At 60.6% G+C, this 20,075-nt stretch carries 20 protein-coding genes; 12 read left to right on the top strand and 8 right to left on the bottom strand.

The features are described from left to right. Positions 1-244 precede the first annotated feature (244 nt). The 3 genes from HNO86_RS16470 to sthA all read left to right on the top strand — a co-directional run bounded on the left by HNO86_RS16470 (position 245) and on the right by sthA (position 4,531). Positions 245-1,708, top strand: a complete 1,464-nt coding sequence (locus HNO86_RS16470; protein ID WP_175377996.1) for a glyceraldehyde-3-phosphate dehydrogenase — start codon at positions 245-247, stop codon at positions 1,706-1,708. 210 nt (positions 1,709-1,918) lie between these two features. Further along, positions 1,919-2,929 (top strand): FAD:protein FMN transferase, encoded by a 1,011-nt coding sequence (locus HNO86_RS16475; RefSeq protein WP_256672658.1) that lies wholly within the window; start codon positions 1,919-1,921, stop codon positions 2,927-2,929. 207 nt (positions 2,930-3,136) lie between these two features. Next, positions 3,137-4,531: a Si-specific NAD(P)(+) transhydrogenase gene (gene sthA / locus HNO86_RS16480; RefSeq protein WP_020798487.1), complete on the top strand. Its 1,395-nt coding sequence runs from the start codon at positions 3,137-3,139 to the stop codon at positions 4,529-4,531. Positions 4,532-4,573: 42 nt separating this feature from the next. Here sthA and HNO86_RS16485 read toward each other — a convergent pair whose 3' ends face one another. Further along, positions 4,574-5,296, bottom strand: coding sequence for a glycerophosphodiester phosphodiesterase family protein (locus HNO86_RS16485; RefSeq protein ID WP_175377998.1), 723 nt, complete (start codon positions 5,294-5,296; stop codon positions 4,574-4,576). A gap of 14 nt (positions 5,297-5,310) precedes the next feature. After that, positions 5,311-5,892, bottom strand: a complete 582-nt coding sequence (locus tag HNO86_RS16490; protein ID WP_175377999.1) for a PilZ domain-containing protein — start codon at positions 5,890-5,892, stop codon at positions 5,311-5,313. Between the two features lie 94 nt (positions 5,893-5,986). Between HNO86_RS16490 and HNO86_RS16495 the strand changes: the two genes are divergently transcribed. The 3 genes from HNO86_RS16495 (at position 5,987) to HNO86_RS16505 (ending at position 9,240) form a co-directional block, all read left to right on the top strand. Continuing rightward, on the top strand, positions 5,987-7,237 hold the full coding sequence (locus HNO86_RS16495) for a lipoprotein-releasing ABC transporter permease subunit (RefSeq protein WP_175378000.1): 1,251 nt from the start codon (positions 5,987-5,989) through the stop codon (positions 7,235-7,237). A 7-nt stretch (positions 7,238-7,244) separates the two neighbouring features. Next, complete coding sequence (gene lolD / locus HNO86_RS16500; protein WP_175378001.1) at positions 7,245-7,928, top strand: lipoprotein-releasing ABC transporter ATP-binding protein LolD; 684 nt, start codon at positions 7,245-7,247, stop codon at positions 7,926-7,928. Positions 7,929-7,995: 67 nt separating this feature from the next. Beyond that, positions 7,996-9,240 (top strand): lipoprotein-releasing ABC transporter permease subunit, encoded by a 1,245-nt coding sequence (locus HNO86_RS16505; RefSeq protein WP_175378002.1) that lies wholly within the window; start codon positions 7,996-7,998, stop codon positions 9,238-9,240. A gap of 100 nt (positions 9,241-9,340) precedes the next feature. Here HNO86_RS16505 and HNO86_RS16510 read toward each other — a convergent pair whose 3' ends face one another. Together HNO86_RS16510 and HNO86_RS16515 are read right to left on the bottom strand one after the other, a co-directional pair. Then, positions 9,341-10,690: a heavy metal sensor histidine kinase gene (locus HNO86_RS16510; RefSeq protein WP_175378003.1), complete on the bottom strand. Its 1,350-nt coding sequence runs from the start codon at positions 10,688-10,690 to the stop codon at positions 9,341-9,343. Then, positions 10,690-11,370, bottom strand: a complete 681-nt coding sequence (locus HNO86_RS16515; protein WP_175378004.1) for a heavy metal response regulator transcription factor — start codon at positions 11,368-11,370, stop codon at positions 10,690-10,692. The genes HNO86_RS16510 and HNO86_RS16515 overlap by 1 nt, the downstream gene beginning before the upstream one ends. A 173-nt stretch (positions 11,371-11,543) precedes the next feature. Here HNO86_RS16515 and HNO86_RS16520 point away from each other — a divergent pair, with 173 nt between their 5' ends. Continuing rightward, the gene (locus HNO86_RS16520; RefSeq protein WP_372242538.1) at positions 11,544-12,062 is read left to right on the top strand and encodes a plastocyanin/azurin family copper-binding protein; all 519 of its coding nucleotides are present in this window, start codon (positions 11,544-11,546) and stop codon (positions 12,060-12,062) included. Between the two features lie 61 nt (positions 12,063-12,123). Further along, entirely contained in the window at positions 12,124-12,954 is an 831-nt protein-coding gene (gene queF, locus HNO86_RS16525) for an NADPH-dependent 7-cyano-7-deazaguanine reductase QueF (protein ID WP_175378006.1), read from the top strand. A 140-nt stretch (positions 12,955-13,094) separates the two neighbouring features. Here queF and HNO86_RS16530 read toward each other — a convergent pair whose 3' ends face one another. Further along, positions 13,095-13,358, bottom strand: a complete 264-nt coding sequence (locus tag HNO86_RS16530; RefSeq protein ID WP_175378007.1) for a DUF4404 family protein — start codon at positions 13,356-13,358, stop codon at positions 13,095-13,097. Positions 13,359-13,482: 124 nt separating this feature from the next. After that, positions 13,483-14,103, bottom strand: coding sequence for an HAD family phosphatase (locus tag HNO86_RS16535; RefSeq protein WP_175378008.1), 621 nt, complete (start codon positions 14,101-14,103; stop codon positions 13,483-13,485). A gap of 196 nt (positions 14,104-14,299) precedes the next feature. On the opposite strand from HNO86_RS16535, the gene HNO86_RS16540 reads away from it, so the two are divergent. The 3 genes from HNO86_RS16540 (at position 14,300) to rssC (ending at position 17,029) form a co-directional block, all read left to right on the top strand. Then, positions 14,300-14,989: a VacJ family lipoprotein gene (locus tag HNO86_RS16540; RefSeq protein ID WP_175378009.1), complete on the top strand. Its 690-nt coding sequence runs from the start codon at positions 14,300-14,302 to the stop codon at positions 14,987-14,989. Between the two features lie 376 nt (positions 14,990-15,365). After that, positions 15,366-16,550 carry a two-component system response regulator RssB gene (gene rssB / locus HNO86_RS16545; protein ID WP_175378010.1) on the top strand — a complete coding sequence of 395 codons (1,185 nt, stop codon included), beginning with the start codon at positions 15,366-15,368 and terminating at the stop codon, positions 16,548-16,550. After that, positions 16,547-17,029 (top strand): anti-sigma factor antagonist RssC, encoded by a 483-nt coding sequence (rssC, locus tag HNO86_RS16550; RefSeq protein ID WP_110967230.1) that lies wholly within the window; start codon positions 16,547-16,549, stop codon positions 17,027-17,029. The genes rssB and rssC overlap by 4 nt, the downstream gene beginning before the upstream one ends. A gap of 162 nt (positions 17,030-17,191) precedes the next feature. Here rssC and tal read toward each other — a convergent pair whose 3' ends face one another. Beyond that, a complete protein-coding gene (gene tal, locus HNO86_RS16555; RefSeq protein WP_175378011.1) occupies positions 17,192-18,118 on the bottom strand; it encodes a transaldolase in 927 nt (308 codons plus the stop codon). A gap of 212 nt (positions 18,119-18,330) precedes the next feature. Continuing rightward, entirely contained in the window at positions 18,331-19,296 is a 966-nt protein-coding gene (locus HNO86_RS16560) for a cellulase family glycosylhydrolase (RefSeq protein ID WP_175378012.1), read from the bottom strand. A gap of 304 nt (positions 19,297-19,600) precedes the next feature. Between HNO86_RS16560 and HNO86_RS16565 the strand changes: the two genes are divergently transcribed. After that, positions 19,601-20,041 (top strand): low molecular weight protein-tyrosine-phosphatase, encoded by a 441-nt coding sequence (locus HNO86_RS16565; RefSeq protein ID WP_175378013.1) that lies wholly within the window; start codon positions 19,601-19,603, stop codon positions 20,039-20,041. The last annotated feature ends 34 nt before the right edge of the window (positions 20,042-20,075 follow it).

Here is a 20,075-nt window from a genome sequence, read left to right on the forward strand (position 1 = left end):
AATCGGGCGGTTTTTTGCCGAAAATCGTTGATTATGTAGTGGCAAAAACAACGGGTGTTACGGATGGTTACGGACAACGCTGCGCTGTTCCCAAAAAATTGACGATGCTGAAAGGCCCGGTTTTACTGGGTTTCAGCGTGGCGTGATTTTTTTGAACGGGAAAATGTTACGGGCTGTGCGACAAGCGCGCATTGCTACGCGTTGCACTCGGCGGCATAATGTAGCCCCTTTTTTCTGCCCCTACATGTGGAAGGTTCCCGTGACTCAGAAGCCCGACCAGTGTCTTGGTGAATGGATCGACCGTGAAGCACTCGCAGAAGCGATGATTCCGCTTATCGGTCAGCTCTACCGCAACAACAACGTGGTGAGCTCGATCTATGGCCGCAGCCTGATCAATCGTTCAGTCATCGCGATTCTCAAAGCTCACCGCTTTGCTCGTCACCGTCAGTCCGACGACACCGAACTGTCCGTCCACGAAACATTCCCGCTGCTCAAGGCGATGAGCGAGCTCAAGCTCGGCGCCGCTTCGGTAGATCTGGGCAAGCTGGCCTCCAAATTCAAGACCGAAGGCAATGGCCGCACTGCCGAGCAGTTCGTCCGTGAAGAACTGGCCGACGTCGTGGGTCAGCAGAACGCCTCCGCTCGCAAAGGCACCGACGTTGTTCTTTACGGCTTCGGTCGTATCGGCCGTCTGCTGGCGCGCATCCTGATCGAGAAAACCGGTGGTGGCGACGGCCTGCGTCTGCGCGCCATCGTTGTCCGCAAGGGCTCCGAGAACGACCTGGTCAAGCGTGCCAGCCTGCTGCGCCGCGACTCGGTCCATGGTCCGTTCGATGGCACCATCACCATCGATGAAGCCAACAACACCATCACCGCCAACGGCAACCTGATCCAGGTGATCTACGCCAAGAGCCCGGCCGAAGTCGACTACACCCAGTACGGCATCGAAAACGCTCTGATCGTCGACAACACCGGTGTGTGGCGTGACGCCGACGGCCTGGGCCAACACCTGGCCTGCCCGGGCGCTGCCCGCGTGATCCTCACCGCACCTGGCAAGGGCGCGCTGAAGAACATCGTTCACGGCATCAACCACGGCGACATCAGCGCTGACGACAAGATCATCTCGGCCGCTTCCTGCACCACCAACGCCATCGTGCCGGTGCTCAAGGCAGTCAACGACCAGTACGGCATCGTCAACGGTCACGTCGAAACCGTTCACTCGTTCACCAACGACCAGAACCTGATCGACAACTTCCACAAGGGCAGCCGTCGTGGCCGCGCCGCGCCGCTGAACATGGTAATCACCGAGACCGGTGCCGCCACCGCAGCCGCCAAGGCACTGCCAGTGCTCAAGGGCAAGCTGACCGGCAACGCGATTCGCGTACCTACGCCGAACGTGTCGATGGCCATCCTGAACCTGAACCTGGAAAAGGCCACCACCCGCGACGAAATCAACGAGTACCTGCGCCAGATGGCCATGCACTCGGATCTGCACAAGCAGATCGACTACGTCAGCTCCCAGGAAGTGGTTTCCACCGACTTCGTTGGCTCGCGCCACGCTGGCGTCGTGGATGCCGAAGCAACCATCACCCAGGATAACCGCGTCGTTCTGTACGTCTGGTACGACAACGAATTCGGTTACAGCTGCCAGGTGGTTCGCGTGATGGAAGACATGGCTGGTGTGAACCCGCCGTCGTTCCCGCGCTAAGCTTCAGCTGCCGAATGAAAACGCCCCGACTTGTTCGGGGCGTTTTTGTTTGTGAGATTCACTGTGCGAGCTTGCTCGCGATGCACTCAAGAACACCGCGGGGCGTCAGGCATCCCTCGTCATCGTTGACGACCATCGCGAGCAGGCTCGCTCCCACAGTTGTATTGCATAATGGCTGGCTTTGGTGGGGTGTCAGGAGGGGATTCGTTGATGGGGCGATGGGGTATTCTCCTGGTGCTTGCGGGCGCGTTGTCCGCGTGCGGCAACGACGACGCCATGGAAAGCTTCGGCGGCCCGACCATGGGCAGCACCTATTCGATCAAGTACGTGCGTCACGCCGGTCTGCCCAAGCCCGCGCTGGTTCAGGTCGAAGTGGAAAAGATCCTGGCCGATGTCGACCGGCAACTCTCGACTTATCGCAGCGACTCCGATATCGAACGCTTCAACCAGCTGCCCGCCAACCGTTGTCAGCGGATGCCCGCGTCAATCCTCGAACTGGTCCGCGTCGGTGAGCAGCTGTCGGTGCAGAGCGACGGCTCGTTCGATCTCACGGTGGAGCCGCTGCTCAATCTCTGGGGTTTCGGTCCCCAGGCGCGCGAAGAAAAAGTCCCCACTGCCCAGGCGCTGGCAGAAACCCGGCAGCGCGTCGGCCATGCCCATCTGCGCATTGAGGGTGAGCAGTTGTGCAAGGACGCCGCCGTCGAAGTCGATTTCAACAGCATCGCCGCCGGCTACGCGGTCGATCAGATGGCAGCCAGGCTCGAAGCGCTGGGTATCCACAATTACCTGGCTGAAGCCACCGGCGAACTCAAGGCCGCAGGCAGAAAGCTCGACGGCTCGCCGTGGCGCATTGCCCTGGAAGAACCGCGCGACGATCAACAGGTGGCCGAGCGTATTGTCACGATCAACGGCTACGGCCTGTCCACCTCCGGCGATTACCGCAATTACTTCAATCAGGACGGCCAGCGTTACTCCCACACCTTCGATGCCCGCACCGGTGCGCCGGTCTCGCACACCCTGGCGTCCGTTACGGTGATTCATCCTTCAGCGATGTTGGCCGATGGCCTGTCGACGCTGTTGCTGATTCTCGGCCCCGAGCGCGGTTGGGATTACGCGGAAAAACACGGTATCGGCGCATTTTTTGTGATTCGTGCCGATACAGGTTTCGTCACACGAACCAGTCACGCTTTCGAGCGCCTCGCCGGCGGCAAAACCGAGTGATTCGGGTGATTCGAGCATCGAAGGCTGGCGTTGTTGTGCAGGCAAAACTAGCCTACGACGCGACCAAGGGTTAATGTGCGCGGCGTTGACGCTTCTATAGACTGTGTCCGGGTTCTGTATTGGCCCCAAATTGTTCCTTCACGCCACTGACTGGCGTGATTTAGCCGCAGGTGCCGATGGCGCCGCGGCCTGTTCTGAGGAGTACGCATGGCTGTCTACAACTACGACGTGGTGGTGCTGGGTTCCGGTCCGGCGGGAGAAGGCGCGGCAATGAACGCCGCCAAGGCAGGGCGCAAGGTGGCGATGGTCGATAGCCGTCGCCAGGTCGGCGGCAACTGCACCCACCTGGGTACCATCCCGTCCAAGGCCCTGCGTCACTCGGTCCGGCAGATCATGCAGTTCAACACCAACCCGATGTTCCGGGCCATTGGTGAGCCGCGCTGGTTCTCGTTCCCGGACGTGCTCAAAAGCGCCGAGAAAGTCATCTCCAAACAAGTCGCCTCGCGCACCGGCTACTACGCCCGCAACCGCGTCGACGTGTTCTTCGGCACCGGCAGCTTCGCCGACGAGCAAACCATCGAAGTGGTCTGCGCCAACGGCGTGGTCGAGAAGCTGGTGGCCAAGCACATCATCATCGCCACCGGTTCGCGCCCGTACCGTCCGGCCGACATCGATTTCCACCACCCGCGTATCTACGATAGCGACACCATCCTCAGCCTGGGCCACACCCCGCGCAAACTGATCGTCTACGGCGCCGGTGTGATCGGTTGCGAATACGCCTCGATCTTCAGCGGTCTGGGGGTTCTGGTCGAACTGGTGGACAACCGCGGTCAGTTGCTGAGCTTCCTCGACTCGGAAATTTCCCAGGCGCTGAGCTATCACTTCAGCAACAACAACATCACCGTTCGCCACAACGAAGAGTACGACCGCGTCGAAGGCGTGGACAACGGCGTGATCCTGCACCTCAAGTCCGGCAAGAAGATCAAGGCCGACGCCTTGCTCTGGTGCAACGGCCGTACCGGCAACACCGATCAGCTGGGTCTGGAAAACATCGGCGTGAAGGTCAACAGCCGTGGCCAGATCGAAGTCGACGAAAACTACCGTACCGGCATCCAGAACATCTACGGCGCGGGCGACGTGATCGGCTGGCCAAGCCTGGCCAGTGCCGCCCACGACCAGGGCCGTTCGGCCGCTGGCAGCATCGTCGATAACGGCAGCTGGCGTTTTGTGAATGACGTGCCGACCGGCATCTACACCATTCCGGAGATCAGCTCGATCGGCAAGAACGAGCAGGAACTGACCCAGGCCAAGGTGCCGTACGAAGTGGGCAAGGCCTTCTTCAAAAGCATGGCGCGCGCGCAGATCGCCGGCGAGCCGCAAGGCATGCTGAAGATCCTGTTCCACCGCGAAACCCTGGAAGTGCTGGGCGTGCACTGCTTCGGCTACCAGGCTTCGGAGATCGTGCACATCGGCCAGGCGATCATGAACCAGCCGGGCGAGCTCAACACCCTGAAGTATTTCGTCAACACCACGTTCAACTACCCGACCATGGCCGAAGCCTATCGGGTAGCGGCGTACGACGGCCTCAACCGGCTTTTTTGAGCGGCTCCGGCCGGTGGCCTGAGCCGGCCGGGGAGACCGATTTCAGCAATTCTCGAGCGTGGCAGTGGCCAAACCGGGAAAGTCTGTAATCAGGCTGTCAACGCCGAAGTCGGCGAGTCTGCGCATCAGCGCAGGCTCGTTGACGGTCCACACTGACACATGCAGCCCCTGACGCTGCGCCTTCTGCAGGCGTTCCGGCGTGCACAGGGTCCAATTCAGCGCCAGAATCTCGCAGCCATAGCTTGCCGCGACCTTCAACGGGTCGAGCCAGGCGTATTCGGCCACCAGTCCGCGGGACACATCCGGCACCAGCTCCAGCGCGGCTTTGAGCACTTCCCGGGAACTCGAGGTGATCGTCACCTTGTCCAGCAGGCCGTGGCGTTGCGCCATTTCACGAATCGCCAGCACAGTGGTCGCCGCGCGGGTGCGTGAAGCGCTCTTGACCTCCAGTTGCCAGTGCTCGAAATCGCATTTCTCGAACAACTCTTCCAGCGTCGGGATCGGGCAGGGCTTGATCCAGCCGGGGCCGCCCTTGCGCGCGTCGTAGGTCTTGAGTTCCGCCGCGGTGTGCTCCACGACCTTGCCACGCCGGTCGGTGGTGCGCTTGAGCGTCGGGTCGTGGATGACCATCAGCTCGCCATCCATGGACAGGTGCAGGTCCAGTTCGCAGCGGCGTACGCCGTGCTTGAGACATTCCTGAAAGCTGGTCAGGGTGTTTTCCGGTGCTTCGCCCTTGGCGCCGCGATGGCCGTAGATGAGGGTCACGGTTCTTCCTTAATTTAAATGCCTGAGTCGAGTTGTTCGCGGGCCAGACGTCGTTCCTGGGCCTGCTTTTGCAAGATGTGACGGGCGAGCAGTTGGCGCTGGGCATCGGTCAGGTGCTCGAACTCGGTGCCGACGTCGTAACCCTCGCCCTTGCGGTCGCAGTGGATGACGCGGGCGCGCAGCAACAGGCCAAGTGCCTGGGGCATCAGCACCAGCTTGACCGACAGGCGTGCGTCGGTCGCAATCGGGGTCCGGTGCCGGAACTCGAGGCCGCCCTCGGAAATGACCACCGGCTGCGGCTCGCCGATCTGGCCAAGCACGGTGATGGCGATCACCTGGCTGAGCAGATCGATGCGTTTGTTCTGGGATTTGAGAAAGGCAGCGAGGTTGCGGTCGCGTTCGCTGATCTGGCGCAACAGGTGTTGCGACTCGAATTCGCTCAGGTGCAATTCGCTGAGCAGGTTGAAGAGTGGGGAAGCATCTTGCAACACTTCCTGGCCTGTGGCCTCGGCGGCGGACAGGGGCCGAATTTCCAGTGCGATCATGTCCTCGATACGGTAGTATTCGCGGCGATCTTCTTCATCTAATGTCGACATGGCGAACCCATGGTAGCGGCGGTGGTCTGAGTGTAAAGCTGGTTATCGACCCCCGCCACAAGGACGTTCCTTTTCCCTCCGAACAAGCCCCGACATGTTCAGACCTCTCTTCGTATTTATCGGCACGCGTTACACCCGTGCAAAGCGTCGCAACCATTTCGTGTCATTCATTTCCCTGACTTCGATGATTGGGCTCGCCCTGGGCGTGGTCGTGATGATCGTGGTGCTATCGGTGATGAACGGCTTCGATCATGAGATGCGCACCCGCGTACTGGGCATGGTGCCCCACGCGACCATCGAGTCCACCGAGCCGATCAGCGACTGGCAAGGTCTGGCGACCAAGGTCAAGCAGAATCCGCAGGTCACGGCCGTGGCGCCGTTTACGCAAATGCAGGGTTTGCTGACCAACAACGGCAAGGTTTCCAAGGTCCTGCTCAACGCCATCGATCCGGCGCTGGAGCGCCAGGTTTCAATCATCGATAACTTCATGCAGCAGGGCAAACTCGACGACCTCAAGCCCGGCGAATTCGGCATCGTCATCGGTGACAAGGCGGCGGCCAAGCTCGGTGCGGCCATCGGCGACAAGCTGACCTTCGTCGCGCCGGAAGTCACCGTGACCCCGGCCGGGATGTTCCCGCGCATGAAGCGCTTCACCGTGGTCGGCATCTTCCATGTCGGGGCCGGGGAAATCGACGGCTACCTGGGCATCACCAATCTTCAGGACCTGGCGCGCCTGCATCGCTGGAAGCCGGATCAGGTCCAGGGCATTCGCCTGAAGTTCGACGATCTGTTCCAGGCACCGCGCACCGCGTGGAACATCGCCCGAGAACTGGGCGAAGATCATTACTACGCCCGCGACTGGACCCGTACCCACGGCAACCTGTATCAGGCGATCCGCATGGAAAAAGCCATGATCGGCCTGCTGTTGCTGCTGATCGTCGCAGTCGCCGCGTTCAACATCATTTCCACGCTGGTGATGGTGGTCAATGACAAGAAGAGCGACATCGCGATCCTGCGTACCCTCGGCGCTACGCCCGGCACCATCATGCGTACCTTCATGGTCCAGGGCACGGTCATCGGCGTGGTCGGTACCGCCATCGGCGCGGTGCTCGGGATCTTCGCCGCGCTGAATGTCAGCGCCGCGATCTCGGCGCTCGAAGGCCTGATCGGGCACAAGTTCCTCAACGCCGACGTGTACTTCATCGATTACCTGCCCTCGCAGGTGCAGAGCCAGGACGTGGTCATGGTCTGCTCCGCGGCGTTGGTCCTGAGTTTCCTCGCCACCCTGTATCCAGCCTGGCGTGCCGCGCGCACCCAGCCGGCGGAGGCGCTACGTTATGAGTGAGTCGCGCATGAGTGATAAAGCAATCCTGAGTTGCCGCAACCTGGGCAAATCCTACGAGGAGGGCCCGGAGTCGGTGGAGGTGCTGGCCGGTCTGCAGCTGGAGCTGCACCCGGGCGAGCGTGTGGCGATCATCGGTAAGTCGGGCTCGGGCAAAAGTACCTTGCTCAACCTGCTCGGCGGCCTCGATACGCCGACCAAGGGCAGCGTCTGGCTCGACGGTGAAGAACTGTCTGCCCTGAGCGAGAAGAAGCGTGGCCTGCTGCGTAACCGCGCGCTGGGCTTCGTTTATCAGTTCCACCACTTGCTGCCCGAGTTCACCGCGCTGGAAAACGTCTGCATGCCGCTGCTGATCGGCAAGACTGCAATCCCCGAAGCGCGCCAGCGTGCGACCGCGTTGCTGGAGCGGGTAGGGCTGGGCCATCGCCTGGAGCACAAGCCGGCTGAATTGTCCGGTGGCGAACGTCAGCGCGTGGCCATCGCCCGTGCGCTGGTGAACAAGCCAGGGCTGGTGATGCTCGACGAGCCGACCGGTAACCTCGACCTGCACACGGCCGAGGGCATCCAGGAATTGATGCTGGAACTCAGCACATCGATGCGCACGGCGTTCCTGGTCGTGACCCACGACATGAACCTGGCTCGCCAGATGGACCGCGTCCTGCATCTGCAGGAAGGTCGCCTGACGCCTATCTGACTGGTCGAAACCCGACGTGACTGAACAGTGCGTCGGGTCTTTTTGTTTCTATACGGTGCCCCAGCGAATGTTCAGACCGTTATCGATCTTTATCGGCACGCGCTATACCCGCGCCAAGCGCCGCAATCGCTTCGTTTCCTTCATATCGATGACCTCGATGATCGGCCTCGCCCTGGGCGTGCTGGCGATGATCGTGGTGTTGTCGGTGATGAACGGCTTCCAGCGCGAAATGAGCTCGCGCATCCTCGGCATGGTGCCCCACGCGACCATCGTCGGCGTCAACCCGATCGATGACTGGCAACCGGTGGCGGCGGCCGCGATGAAGAACCCGCAAGTGACCGCGGCGGTGCCGTTCACCGAAATGGAAGGCATGCTTTCCTACAAGGGCACGATGCAGCCGATCCAGGTCAGCGGTGTCGACCCGGCGCTGGAAGGTCAGGTGTCCATCGTTGCCAAACACATCGTCCAGGGGCGTCTGGATGCCTTGAAGCCGGGTGAGTTCGGTGTGGTGATCGGTGAAATCACCGCGCGCCGCTTCCGCCTCAACGTCGGCGACAAGATCACCCTGATCGTGCCGGAAGTCAGCACCGCGCCGGGGGGCATCACCCCGCGCATGCAGCGCTTGAACGTGGTCGGCGTGTTCAAGGTCGGTGCCGAGCTGGATGGCTCGATGGCACTGATCAACGTCGCCGACGCCGCGCAGATGCAGCACTGGGAGCCGAATCAGGTGCAGAGCGTGCGCCTGGCGGTGAAGGACCTGTACGCGGCGCCGCAAGTGTCGAGCACCATCGCCACGGGCCTGGGCGAGGCGTACAAGGCTGACGACTGGACCCACACCCAGGGCAGCCTGTTCAGCGCGATGAAAATGGAAAAGACCATGATCGGCCTGTTGTTGCTGCTGATCGTGGCAGTGGCGGCGTTCAACATCATCGCGACCCTGATCATGGTGGTGAACGACAAGGGCGCGGACATCGCGATCCTGCGCACCATCGGCGCCACGCCACGGCAGATCATGGCGATCTTCATGGTCCAGGGCACGGTGATCGGGATCGTCGGCACGCTGATTGGCGGCATCCTCGGGGTGATTGCGGCGTTGAACGTGAGCGAGATGGTGGGCTGGGTCGAGCGGGTTACCGGTCAGCACATCTTCAGTTCCGATGTGTATTTCGTCAGCAATCTGCCTTCCGAGTTGCAGGGTGGGGATGTGGCTTTGATCTGTACGGCGGGGTTTGTGATGAGCTTTTTGGCCACGGTTTATCCGGCGTGGCGGGCGGCGAAGGTCGAGCCGGCGCATGCGTTGCGGTATTCGTAATCTCTGAAATCGCCTTCGCGGGCAAGCCTCGCTCCTACAGCACTCACACAAAACACTGTAGGAGCGAGGCTTGCCCGCGAAAGGGCCGGTCCTGCTGGCCTCAATCCCCCCTTGGCAACTCGATCACAAACCTGGTCCACCCTTCACTCGATTCACACCAAATCCTCCCCCCATGCGCCCGCACAATGGACTGGGTGATCGCCAACCCCAACCCCGCATGCTCACTGCTGCCCTCATGACGCGCCGGATCCGCCCGGTAGAAGCGATCAAACAGACGCGGCAGCAACGCTTCGCAAATCCCCTCGCCACTGTTCTCCACCGTCAGGCGCAAACCCTCGCTCCGATCATCGATGCGTATGCGAATCTCCCCATCAGCGGGAGTAAAGCGCAACGCGTTATCCAGCAGATTGGAAAGCGCCCGACGTAACATGCCCCGATCACCCTCGATGCGAGCGCTGCCCTCGCGGCCCAGCGTCACCCGGGCGTCCTCGGCCAAAGGCGCAAAGAACTCCAGCAACACATCCACTTCTTCCGCCAGGTCCAGCGTTTCACGCTTGGGCGCGAGCAAGCCGTGATCGGCCTTCGCCAGATAGAGCATGTCGTTGACCAGTTGCGCCATCCATTGCAGTTCTTCCAGGTTGCTGTGCAGCGCTTCGCGATAGTCCTCGATGGGGCGTGGGCGGGTGAGGGTGACCTGGGTGTGGGTCAGCAGGTTCGACAGCGGTGTGCGCAGTTCATGGGCGATGTCGGCCGAGAACGCCGACAACCGCTGGAAGGAATCGTCGAGGCGCCCTAGCATGGCGTTGAAGTGGCGGGCCATTTCCGCCACTTCCGGCGGCATGTTTTCTTCGGGCAGGCGGGCGTTGAGCGATTGTGCCGACACGCCCTTGGCGACGGCGCTGATGCGTCGCAGCGGACGCAAGCCGCTGCGCGCCGCCCAGGCACCGAGCAGCGCGGTGGCCAGGGCCGACAGGCCGACCGTCAGCCAGATCAGGTGCTGCATGCGTTGCAGGAAATGCTGGTGGTGGGTGATGTCCAGCAGCAGGGTCAATTGCGGGGAGCCGGCCTGATCGGGAAACAGCGGCGCATTGAGCACACGGTAGTCGGTGCCCGCGCTGTTGATCGTCGACAATCCGGTTGTTTGCGGCAGCATCGAAGGCAAGTTCGCCGAGCTGTCGTACCAGCGCTTGCCGTCGCTGCCACTGATGCGCAGCGACAGGTCGGCCTGGCGGCTCATTTCATCGTTCAGCCTGACTTCACTGTCGCTCGATTGAATGTCGTGCAACGCCCGGCGCAGGCCGATCAGCTTGCCCTCGAGCAATTGCTGGTCCAGTTCGATGAAGTGCGCCTCGCTGGCGCGGCTGAACAGCACCCCGGCGAACAGCGACACCACGGCGGTGCACGCGGCGAACAGCAGGGCCAGGCGGCTGCTTAACGAAAGCCGCGGCATCAGGCGCTGCGCTCTTCGAGCACATAACCCATGCCGCGCACGGTGTGGATCAGTTTGTTGGGAAAGTCATCGTCGATTTTCAGGCGCAAACGACGGATCGCCACTTCGATCACATTGGTGTCGCTGTCGAAATTCATGTCCCAGACCTGGGAAGCGATCAGCGATTTGGGCAGCACTTCGCCCTGGCGGCGCAGGAGCATCTCCAGCAGGGCGAATTCCTTGGCGGTCAGGTCAATGCGCTGGCCGCTGCGCTCCACGCGGCGGCGGATCAGGTCCAGGCGCAGGTCGGCCAGTTGCAGGCTGATTTCCTGGGGCGTCGCGCTGCCACGGCGCAACAGGCTGCGCACCCGGGCCAGCAGTTCGGAGAAGGCGAAGGGTTTGACCAGGTAATCGTCGGCGCCCAGTTCCAGGCCGTGAACCCGGTCTTCCACGGCATCCCGTGCGGTCAGGAACAGCACCGGCGTATCCAGGCCGGCGCTGCGCACCGCCTGCAGAATCTGCCAGCCATCGCGACCCGGCAGCATGACATCGAGAATCAACAACGCGTAATCGCCGCTCAGCGCCAATTGCTGGCCAGCGCTGCCGTCGGCCACAAGCTCGGTATTGAAACCGGCTTCGGCCAGGCCCTGGCGCAGGTAGTGGCCGGTTTTCGGTTGGTCTTCGACGATCAGCAGTTTCATGGGCGACTCGGGCTAAATGGAACGAAAGCGTTATACCGCGGCCGGCGACGGTGCGGGCCAACCTGACAAAGTTGTAATCTGGCTGTCAGGTTACGGGCAGCGCTGACAGTCTAGAGTTTTCCACAGGCTGAACCTTATCGAGTTGGAATACGACCATGTTTTTGCGCAAATCCATGTTGCTGGCGGCCTGTGTGCTGGCCTTGAGTTCGCAGGTTTGGGCCACGCCCGGCCATAGTTACGACTTCGGCCAGCCGGCCCCGGCGGCCAAGGCGACCCGCAGTGTCGAGGTGGTGATGGGCGATATGTCGTTCACCCCCAAGGCTATCGAGGTCAAGGCCGGGGAGACCGTGCGTTTCGTGCTGGTGAACAAGGGCCAGTTGCTGCACGAGTTCAACCTCGGTGACGCGGCGATGCACGCCAGCCACCAGCAGGAAATGCTCAAGATGCAGCAAAGCGGCATGCTGACGCCGACGGGCATGAAGGACATGGATCACGGCTCCATGGCGGGCATGGATCACGCATCGATGGGGCACGGCATGAAGCACGACGATCCCAACAGCGTGCTGGTGGAACCGGGCAAGACCGCCGAGCTGACCTGGACCTTCAGCAAGGCCACCCGCCTGGAATTTGCCTGCAACATCCCCGGCCATTACCAGGCGGGCATGGTCGGCAAACTGACAGTCAGTCAGTAAGCACTCAAAGGCGGAGGCAAAGGCTGATAGAATCCGCTGATTCTTCAGTCAGGTTTCCGCCATGCATCCCGCAGCCGAACACTCGCCGCTGGGCAAATCCAGCGAATACATCGCCACGTACACGCCGTCCCTGCTGTTTCCGATCCCGCGTACCGCCAAGTGGGCCGAGCTGGGCCTGACGGCCGACACGCTGCCGTACAAGGGCGTGGATTTCTGGAACTGCTTCGAACTGTCCTGGCTGCTGCCATCGGGCAAGCCGGTGGTGGCGATCGGCGAGTTCAGCATTCCGGCCGACTCGCCGAACATCATCGAATCCAAGTCGTTCAAGCTGTACCTCAACTCCCTGAACCAGACGCCGTTCGCCGACACCGCAAGCCTCGAGGCGACGCTGGTCAAGGACCTGTCGGCGGCTGCCGGCAAGCCGGTCGGCGTGCGCGTGCGCAGTCTGAAGGACGTCGAGGCCGAAGGCGTCGTGGCCTTGCCGGGCGTGTGCGTCGATGATCTGGATATCAGCGTCAGCAACTATGAGCATCCGCGTCCGGAGCTGTTGCGCTGCGATCCATCGCGGATTGTCGAGGAGAGCGTGCACAGCCATTTGCTCAAGTCCAACTGTCCGGTGACCAGCCAGCCAGACTGGGGCAGCGTGGTGGTGGAGTACCGTGGTTCGGCGCTGGATCACGCGAGCCTGCTGGAGTACATCGTCAGCTTCCGCCAGCATTCGGACTTCCATGAGCAGTGCGTGGAGCGGATCTTCCTCGATCTGCAGCGCTTGCTGAAACCGGAGAAATTGACGGTGTATGCGCGTTATGTGCGCCGCGGTGGGCTGGATATCAATCCGTATCGCAGTACTGAAGAAGTGCAGTTGCCGAACCATCGCCTGGTCCGCCAGTAACGCCGGCATCCTGTAGGAGCTGTCGAGTGAAACGAGGCTGCGATCTTTTGATCCTGCTTTTAAAAATCAAAAGATCGCAGCCTCGTTTCACTCGACAGCTCCTACAAGTCCTACAGGTCTTGCAGATTCACTTTTAGCGGTCAGATACCCATATTGCCCAACGCCTGGGCGATGTTGCGCAGGGTGCCGGCGAGGGTCGGGTGTTCGAGTTCGAAGCGCTCGACAGCGAGGTTCACGCCATCGGCGAGGCTGGTGTCATGGGTCTGGTTTTCGAGCTCGATCTTGAGTTCGATCTGTTGCATCAGTTCGTGCAGGTTCTCGCGCTCGGCTTCGGACAGCGGCGGATTCTGTTCCAGTTGCTCGCGCAGGGCATTGAGCTGTTCTTGCAGTTCGCGGGCGGGCATGGCGTCGTTCCTTTTCTCGATAGGCACTGGCATAGACCGTGGCGGCCGGCCAAAGATCTATGGCTTTCCTAAGATTAATCCACTCCCGGGCAACCTGCATGCCTTCATAAGAGTGAGGCGGCGGTCAGGGCTTTTCGCCCTTGAGCCGGCGCAGGCTGATGTCCGCCAGGCAAGTGTCGAGTTCGCCCAGGTGATCGATCACCGAATGCACGCCAAGGCCGAACAGATGCAAGGTGGCCTTGCCGCGCTTGATATCCCGCTCCTGGGGCGGCAGCGCCTGCCATTGCTCGGGCGAGAGCCCGCACAGCGAGCCGCAGGACGCCAGGCCAATGGTCCACAACCCGGCGTTGAGCCCCGATTGCAGCAGGCGCGGTTCGCCGCTGACCAGCACGCAACCGTCCAGGCGTTCGACGTTCAACGCCATCAGCGCCTGCCAACACGCATTCGGTGCCGGCCAAGGCTGAATTGTTGCGCAGTGTTGCAAAGGTTTGATCCAGTCCGGCAACGTCGCGGCCAGGGATTGGCTGAGGGCAGGGGGCAGCTCATCGAGCCAGGCGCAGGGGATTTGCTGGCGCTGCAGGCTGAGCAGGCTGTCGAGGGCGCCGGGCGTGGCTTCGCGGTGTTCGGCCGAGTGGCTGCCGTATTTGTGCGTGTGTGCGCCGAAATCCACCAGACATCCACTGAGCCCGAACAGTACGGCGGTCAGGTTGGGTGCGTTTTGCGGCAAGACATCGGCGTGTGGCATGTGAGCGTCCCTGAAATAGCAGGAAGACTAGAGCGCGGCGGTGACAGTTGGGTGACATTGATGTGAATCGCTCACATTTACCCTCAATCCTTGCGGGTAGCCTTCGTGCAATATGCCTGTCAGGTGTTTCCGACTTATACTGCCAGCTTGTTGCCGGGCCAGGCGCCCGTGCCAGTACAACCCCAAGGAGTTTTTTATGCGCTGGACCCATCCTCTAGCCTCTTTCTGTGTGTGCGCCAGCGCCATGCTGGTTCCGTTCGTTGCCCAGGCAGCCTCGGAAGACGACCCTTGGGAAAGCGTCAACCGCCCGATCTTCGAATTCAACGACGTCATCGACACCTACGCACTCAAGCCCCTGGCGCAGGGTTATCAGTTCGTGACGCCGCAGTTCCTCGAGGACGGGATCCACAACATGTTCCGCAACGTCGGCGATGTGACCAACCTGGCCAACAACATCCTCCAGGCCAAGCCAGCGGCGGCCGGTGTCGACACTGCGCGTCTGATCTTCAACACCACGTTCGGCCTGCTGGGCTTCTTCGACGTCGGCACCAAGATGGGCCTGCATCGCAGCGACGAAGACTTCGGCCAGACCCTCGGTTACTGGGGCGTGGGCAGCGGCCCGTATGTGGTCTTGCCGCTGCTGGGGCCAAGCACCTTGCGTGATGCGCCTTCGAAATACGTCGACAGCTACACAGGCCCTTACCGCTACATCAACGATGTGCCGGTGCGTAACTCGATCTTCGCCCTGAACGTTGTCGATACCCGCGCCGACCTGCTGTCCTCCGAGAAGCTGATCACGGGCGACAAGTACATCTTCATCCGCAACGCGTACCTGCAGAACCGCGAATTCAAGGTGAAGGACGGCCAGGTCGAAGACGACTTCTGATTCGTCTGCGTCTAACTGTAGGAGCGAGCTTGCTCGCGATGGTCTTCAACGATAACGCTGGCTATCTGAATGCCCGCGGTGGCCGGACCTCCATCGCGAGCAAGCTCGCTCCTACAATTAAGTTACGGTTGCAAGGGTTCTTATAACTCCCGGTGATTTCAACGCGCCAGACCTCAAATCGACCATCGGCGTGAGCTTGAAACGCCTCGCGGATGGGAGTACCGTCTGCGCCTTAGAAGGGCACCTCTGGTGTACCGGCTTTAGGGCAAACGCTCGAAAACGGTGCGGCAGAGAGGCTAGAAAGCGAATCCAGTAGTGTGAAACGGGTCAACGTCCGTGCCGCTACGCCAACCTAATTCTGGCGCCGTTTGCCCACATGCCAAAAACCAGTGCCACGCTGCTGATAATCGATGATGACGAAGTAGTGCGCGCGAGCCTCGCGGCCTATTTGGAAGACAGTGGTTTCAGCGTCTTGCAGGCCAGCAATGGTCAGCAGGGTCTTCAGGTATTCGAGCAAGACAAGCCCGACTTGGTCATCTGCGATCTGCGCATGCCGCAGATGGGTGGACTCGAACTCATTCGCCAGGTTACCGAACTGTCGCCGCAAACCCCGGTGATCGTGGTGTCGGGTGCCGGCGTGATGAACGACGCGGTCGAGGCGCTGCGCCTGGGCGCGGCGGACTACCTGATCAAACCTCTCGAAGATCTGGCCGTGCTCGAGCATTCCGTGCGCCGGGCCCTGGATCGTGCGCGCCTGTTGCTGGAAAACCAGCGCTACCGCGAGAAGCTGGAAAAGGCCAACCGCGAGCTCGCCGCCAGCCTGAACCTGCTCCAGGAAGACCAGAACGCCGGTCGCCAGGTGCAGATGAACATGCTGCCGGGCAGCCCCTGGGCGATCAACGATTTCAAGTTTGCGCACCAGATCATCCCGTCGCTGTACCTGTCGGGTGATTTTGTCGACTATTTCCGCGTCGACGAGCGCCGGGTCGCGTTCTACCTGGCGGATGTATCGGGTCATGGTGCCTCTTCAGCCTTCGTCACCGTGCTGCTGAAGTTCATGACCACGCGCCTGCTGTTCGAGTCCAAGCGCAGCGGCACCTTGCCGGAATTCAAGCCCTCAGAGGTTCTTGGTCATATCAACCGGGGCCTGATCAGTTGTAAGCTGGGTAAACACGTCACAATGGTCGGTGGAGTCATCGACGAGGAGACAGGTTTGTTGACCTATAGCATCGGTGGTCATTTGCCGTTGCCTGTGTTGTACACACCCGACAGTGTCCGTTATCTGGAAGGGCGTGGCTTGCCGGTGGGCCTCTTCAACGAAGCCACCTACGAAGACCACGTGCTGGAGCTGCCAGAGACGTTCAGCCTGACGCTGATGTCTGATGGCATTCTGGACCTTTTGCCAGAACCCACACTCAAAGAGAAAGAAGCTGCGTTGCCCCAACGGGTCAAGGCAGCGGGCGGCAGCCTGGATGGCCTGCGGCAGGTTTTTGGATTGGCCACGCTAGGGGAGATGCCGGATGATATCGCCCTGTTGGTGTTGAGCAGGAATCTTCAATGAGTACCGGTAGAATCCAGTTCGCCGAGCAGGACGGCACCTTCGTCCTGAAGTTCGTCGGTGAAGTTCGCCTGACCCTGTGTTCGGCGTTGGATGCGACTATTGAGAAAATCTTCACCGCGATGAATTTCAACGCGATCGTGATCGATTTGACCGAAACCCGCAGCATCGACAGCACGACCCTGGGCCTTCTGGCCAAGCTGTCGATCCTGTCGAGGCAGAAAGTCGGCCTGCTGCCGACCGTCGTCACCACCCACGAAGACATCACCCGACTGTTGCAGTCGATGGGCTTCGAGCAGGTGTTCAATATCGTCAACAAGCCGATTCCGTGCCCGGAATGCCTGGACGACCTGCCGGATCAGGACCAGTCCGAAGAAGTGGTGCGGATCAAGGTGCTCGAAGCGCACAAGATCCTCATGGGCCTTAACGATTCCAATCGGGAAGCGTTCCATGATTTGGTGAATGCGCTGGAGCGGCATTAAAGCTTCGCGGGCAAGCCTCGCTCCTACAGGTACACACGATCCCTTGTAGGAGCGAGGCTTGCCCGCGAAGGCGGCAGCTCAATCACCATCGATCCTGAGCAGACACCATAAAAAAGGGCGAACCCACCAGGGTTCGCCCTTTTTGCATTGCACCGACTCAGATCACAGCTTGGCCTGCAGCAGCGCCTCGAGCTTCTCCTGGTCCCGGGCGAACTGGCGAATGCCCTCGGCCAGTTTCTCGGTCGCCATGGCGTCCTCGTTGGACAACCAGCGGAACTGCGCCTCGTTGAGGTTCAGGCGTGCTTCACCCGCATGCCCCGGCGCCAGTTTGCGCTCGAGCTTGCCGGTGTCGGCGGCCAGTTTGTCGATCAGGTCCGGGCTGATGGTCAGGCGGTCGCAGCCGGCCAGTTGCTCGATCTGGCTCAGGTTACGGAAGCTGGCGCCCATCACCACGGTCTTGTAGTCGTTGGCCTTGTAGTAGTTGTAGATGCGGGTCACCGACTGCACGCCAGGATCGTCCGCGCCGGTGTATTCGTTGCCGGTGGCTTTCTTGTACCAGTCGTAGATGCGGCCCACGAACGGCGAAATCAGGAACACACCCGCGTCGGCACAGGCCGCGGCCTGGGCGAAGGAGAACAGCAGGGTCAGGTTGGTCTGGATGCCTTCCTTTTCCAGGATCTCGGCGGCACGGATGCCTTCCCAGGTGGAGGCTATCTTGATCAGCACGCGGTCGCGGCCGACGCCGGCTTTTTCATACAGCTCGATCAGACGGTGCGCACGCTTGAGCACTGCATCGGTGTCGAACGACAGGCGCGCATCCACTTCAGTGGAAATGCGACCCGGAATCACCTTGAGGATTTCCTGACCCACCGCGACGCCAAAGCGGTCGCTGGCCAGGCCCACATCGCCCTTGCAGTCGCTGACACAGCGGTTGAGCAGGTCGGCGTAGCCTGGAATGGCCGCGGCCTTGAGCAGGAGGGAAGGGTTGGTGGTGGCATCCACCGGTTTAACGCGGGCGATTGCTTCGAAGTCACCGGTGTCGGCAACCACGGTGGTGAATTGCTTGAGTTGTTCCAGCTTGGAAGTCATGAGCGTGCTCTGTCCTATGGGTCTGATGACATTACCCGAGCGCCGACAGCCGCTCAAGGGCGCATACGTGTATAGACGGTCCCGGCGGCAACATCCTGAAAACGGCTGTTTGAAAGGCGGGCAACATATCGATAATTGAGATACCGAAAGCGCCCTGAGGTTCCAGGCAACCGACCGCCAGCACCCCGCCAGGTCCGTCTATCGCCTGTGCCTCATTCAAGATCCAGCTGGGTTTTGGCAGCCAGTTTGGCCGGCTTCGGTTGACCGTCGGAGAACAGCAGGCCGAAGTTTTTCTCCCGCTCGTCACTGCCCGAGTCGGTGTTCCGCCATTCGTAGATCGAGGCCAATCCGATCTTCTGCTTCTTCACATCGCTGATGAACGCGCTGATTTTGGCTGCCTGGCCGTCTGCGCCGCCGTTGGAGGCCAGCGCCGACACGCCCCATTCGCTGATCACGCCGGGAATGTGGAAGTTCTGTTGAATGAACGCCTGGGCATTGCTGATCTGGGGGCTCGTCATGCCGTAGGGATGGTAGGAAACCGCATCCAGGCAGTCGGGGTAGGCACTGACGATCTTGTTCATCGCCACCGTCGACGCGGAACCGGCAGTCGGCGGCCGGGCGAAGCCGAAGCCCACCACCGGCACTGACGGCGGCTTTTGCTGCAGCGTACTGCACATGGCGTTCATGAAGGGCACGAAGGTGGTGTCGAAACTGCCGGTCGGCCAGTAGGTGCCCAGGTCCGGCTCGTTCCAGATCTCGATCGCCACCAGTTGCGATCCATAGGTTTGCTCCAGATCCTTCACGGAACCTGCGAAGCTTTCCCCGGCGGCAGTCAGTTCACTGGTATTGCCCGGCGATGTGGTCAGCGCCTTGGTCGAACGCATGGTCAGCAGCACCGGCAGGCCGGAGGAGCGGGCAGCGGCGAACGCATCGCTAACCTGTTTTTGATAAGCCTTGCCGCCCAGGCTGTTGGTCCAGACGCCAAAGCGCACGAAGCCGAAACCCTGCGCCTTGATGTCCTCGGCATCGGCGGCGGTAAAGCTCTGGATCTTGACCTGAACACCGATGTTCTTGTTGGCGGCCAATGCTGGAAACAGCTCGTTGGCGTGCACCTGGCTGGCGGCACCGAGCATCATCAAGGTCGAAAGGGTAAGTCGTTTCAAATGTACCGAATTCATGTCCGTTCTCCTCATGAGAGTTGACATCAGTCATTAGTTATTCCGTTACTTGAAATTCGATGATTGTCAGGCGCTGAAGTGCACGAATGTTAATTTTTGTCGGGTAGTAAATGTTAGATAACGCTCGTTATTTTTGGTCCGGCAATTCTGGTTGGGGGACTTTCCGCGGCTGTGGTACTTAATGCACCTGTACTTGCAGGGTGAATCTATTTCTGAGTGCAGGAAGGTTGTGCGGGTTCATTAAACCTGCGCGACGTAGTGGCCGATCAGCATTACACGGGCAGCATTACACAGGAAAGTAACCTTGTTCAAAAATATTCTTGTCGTATGCGTGGGCAATATTTGCCGCAGTCCTACGGCAGAACTGTTGCTGCGCAACGCATTGGCAACTTCATCGATCAGCGTGACCTCGGCAGGCCTTGCCGCACGGGTCGGCGAAGCCATGGAGCCGTCGGCGCGGCAGGTCCTGGAAGACCGCGGGCACAGCGCCGAGGCGTTCAAGGCCCGGCAACTCACATCGGACATCGTCAATGAATCAGACCTGATTCTGGTGATGGAAAAAGAGCATGTAAAACAAGTACTGAAGATTGCATCCCACGCCCGGGGCAAGGTGTTTCTGCTCGGTAAATGGCAGAGCGAACGAGAAATACAAGACCCTTATCGTCAAGGACAAGCAGCATTTATTCATGCCCATGCATTGATTGAAGATGCTGTTTGCTCATGGGCGCAGCGCCTCGGACATTGATCAATATTCTTCAGACCCGTGAATGGTAAGAACA

This window comes from Pseudomonas sp. C1C7 (assembly GCF_013359595.1).
Taxonomy (GTDB): Bacteria; Pseudomonadota; Gammaproteobacteria; order Pseudomonadales; family Pseudomonadaceae; genus Aquipseudomonas.

Coding starts and splice junctions, on each gene's coding strand:
- HNO86_RS16490 (WP_175377999.1), bottom strand. CDS start 5,892: ATGTCGACATTAGATGAAGAAGATCGCCGCGAATACTACCGTATCGAG.
- HNO86_RS16495 (WP_175378000.1), top strand. CDS start 5,987: ATGTTCAGACCTCTCTTCGTATTTATCGGCACGCGTTACACCCGTGCA.
- sthA (WP_020798487.1), top strand. CDS start 3,137: ATGGCTGTCTACAACTACGACGTGGTGGTGCTGGGTTCCGGTCCGGCG.
- tal (WP_175378011.1), bottom strand. CDS start 18,118: ATGACTTCCAAGCTGGAACAACTCAAGCAATTCACCACCGTGGTTGCC.
- queF (WP_175378006.1), top strand. CDS start 12,124: ATGCATCCCGCAGCCGAACACTCGCCGCTGGGCAAATCCAGCGAATAC.
- HNO86_RS16505 (WP_175378002.1), top strand. CDS start 7,996: ATGTTCAGACCGTTATCGATCTTTATCGGCACGCGCTATACCCGCGCC.
- HNO86_RS16560 (WP_175378012.1), bottom strand. CDS start 19,296: ATGAATTCGGTACATTTGAAACGACTTACCCTTTCGACCTTGATGATG.
- HNO86_RS16535 (WP_175378008.1), bottom strand. CDS start 14,103: ATGCCACACGCCGATGTCTTGCCGCAAAACGCACCCAACCTGACCGCC.
- HNO86_RS16520 (WP_372242538.1), top strand. CDS start 11,544: ATGTTGCTGGCGGCCTGTGTGCTGGCCTTGAGTTCGCAGGTTTGGGCC.
- rssC (WP_110967230.1), top strand. CDS start 16,547: ATGAGTACCGGTAGAATCCAGTTCGCCGAGCAGGACGGCACCTTCGTC.
- lolD (WP_175378001.1), top strand. CDS start 7,245: ATGAGTGATAAAGCAATCCTGAGTTGCCGCAACCTGGGCAAATCCTAC.
- HNO86_RS16515 (WP_175378004.1), bottom strand. CDS start 11,370: ATGAAACTGCTGATCGTCGAAGACCAACCGAAAACCGGCCACTACCTG.
- HNO86_RS16510 (WP_175378003.1), bottom strand. CDS start 10,690: ATGCCGCGGCTTTCGTTAAGCAGCCGCCTGGCCCTGCTGTTCGCCGCG.
- HNO86_RS16540 (WP_175378009.1), top strand. CDS start 14,300: ATGCGCTGGACCCATCCTCTAGCCTCTTTCTGTGTGTGCGCCAGCGCC.
- HNO86_RS16530 (WP_175378007.1), bottom strand. CDS start 13,358: ATGCCCGCCCGCGAACTGCAAGAACAGCTCAATGCCCTGCGCGAGCAA.
- HNO86_RS16470 (WP_175377996.1), top strand. CDS start 245: ATGTGGAAGGTTCCCGTGACTCAGAAGCCCGACCAGTGTCTTGGTGAA.
- HNO86_RS16475 (WP_256672658.1), top strand. CDS start 1,919: ATGGGGCGATGGGGTATTCTCCTGGTGCTTGCGGGCGCGTTGTCCGCG.
- rssB (WP_175378010.1), top strand. CDS start 15,366: ATGCCAAAAACCAGTGCCACGCTGCTGATAATCGATGATGACGAAGTA.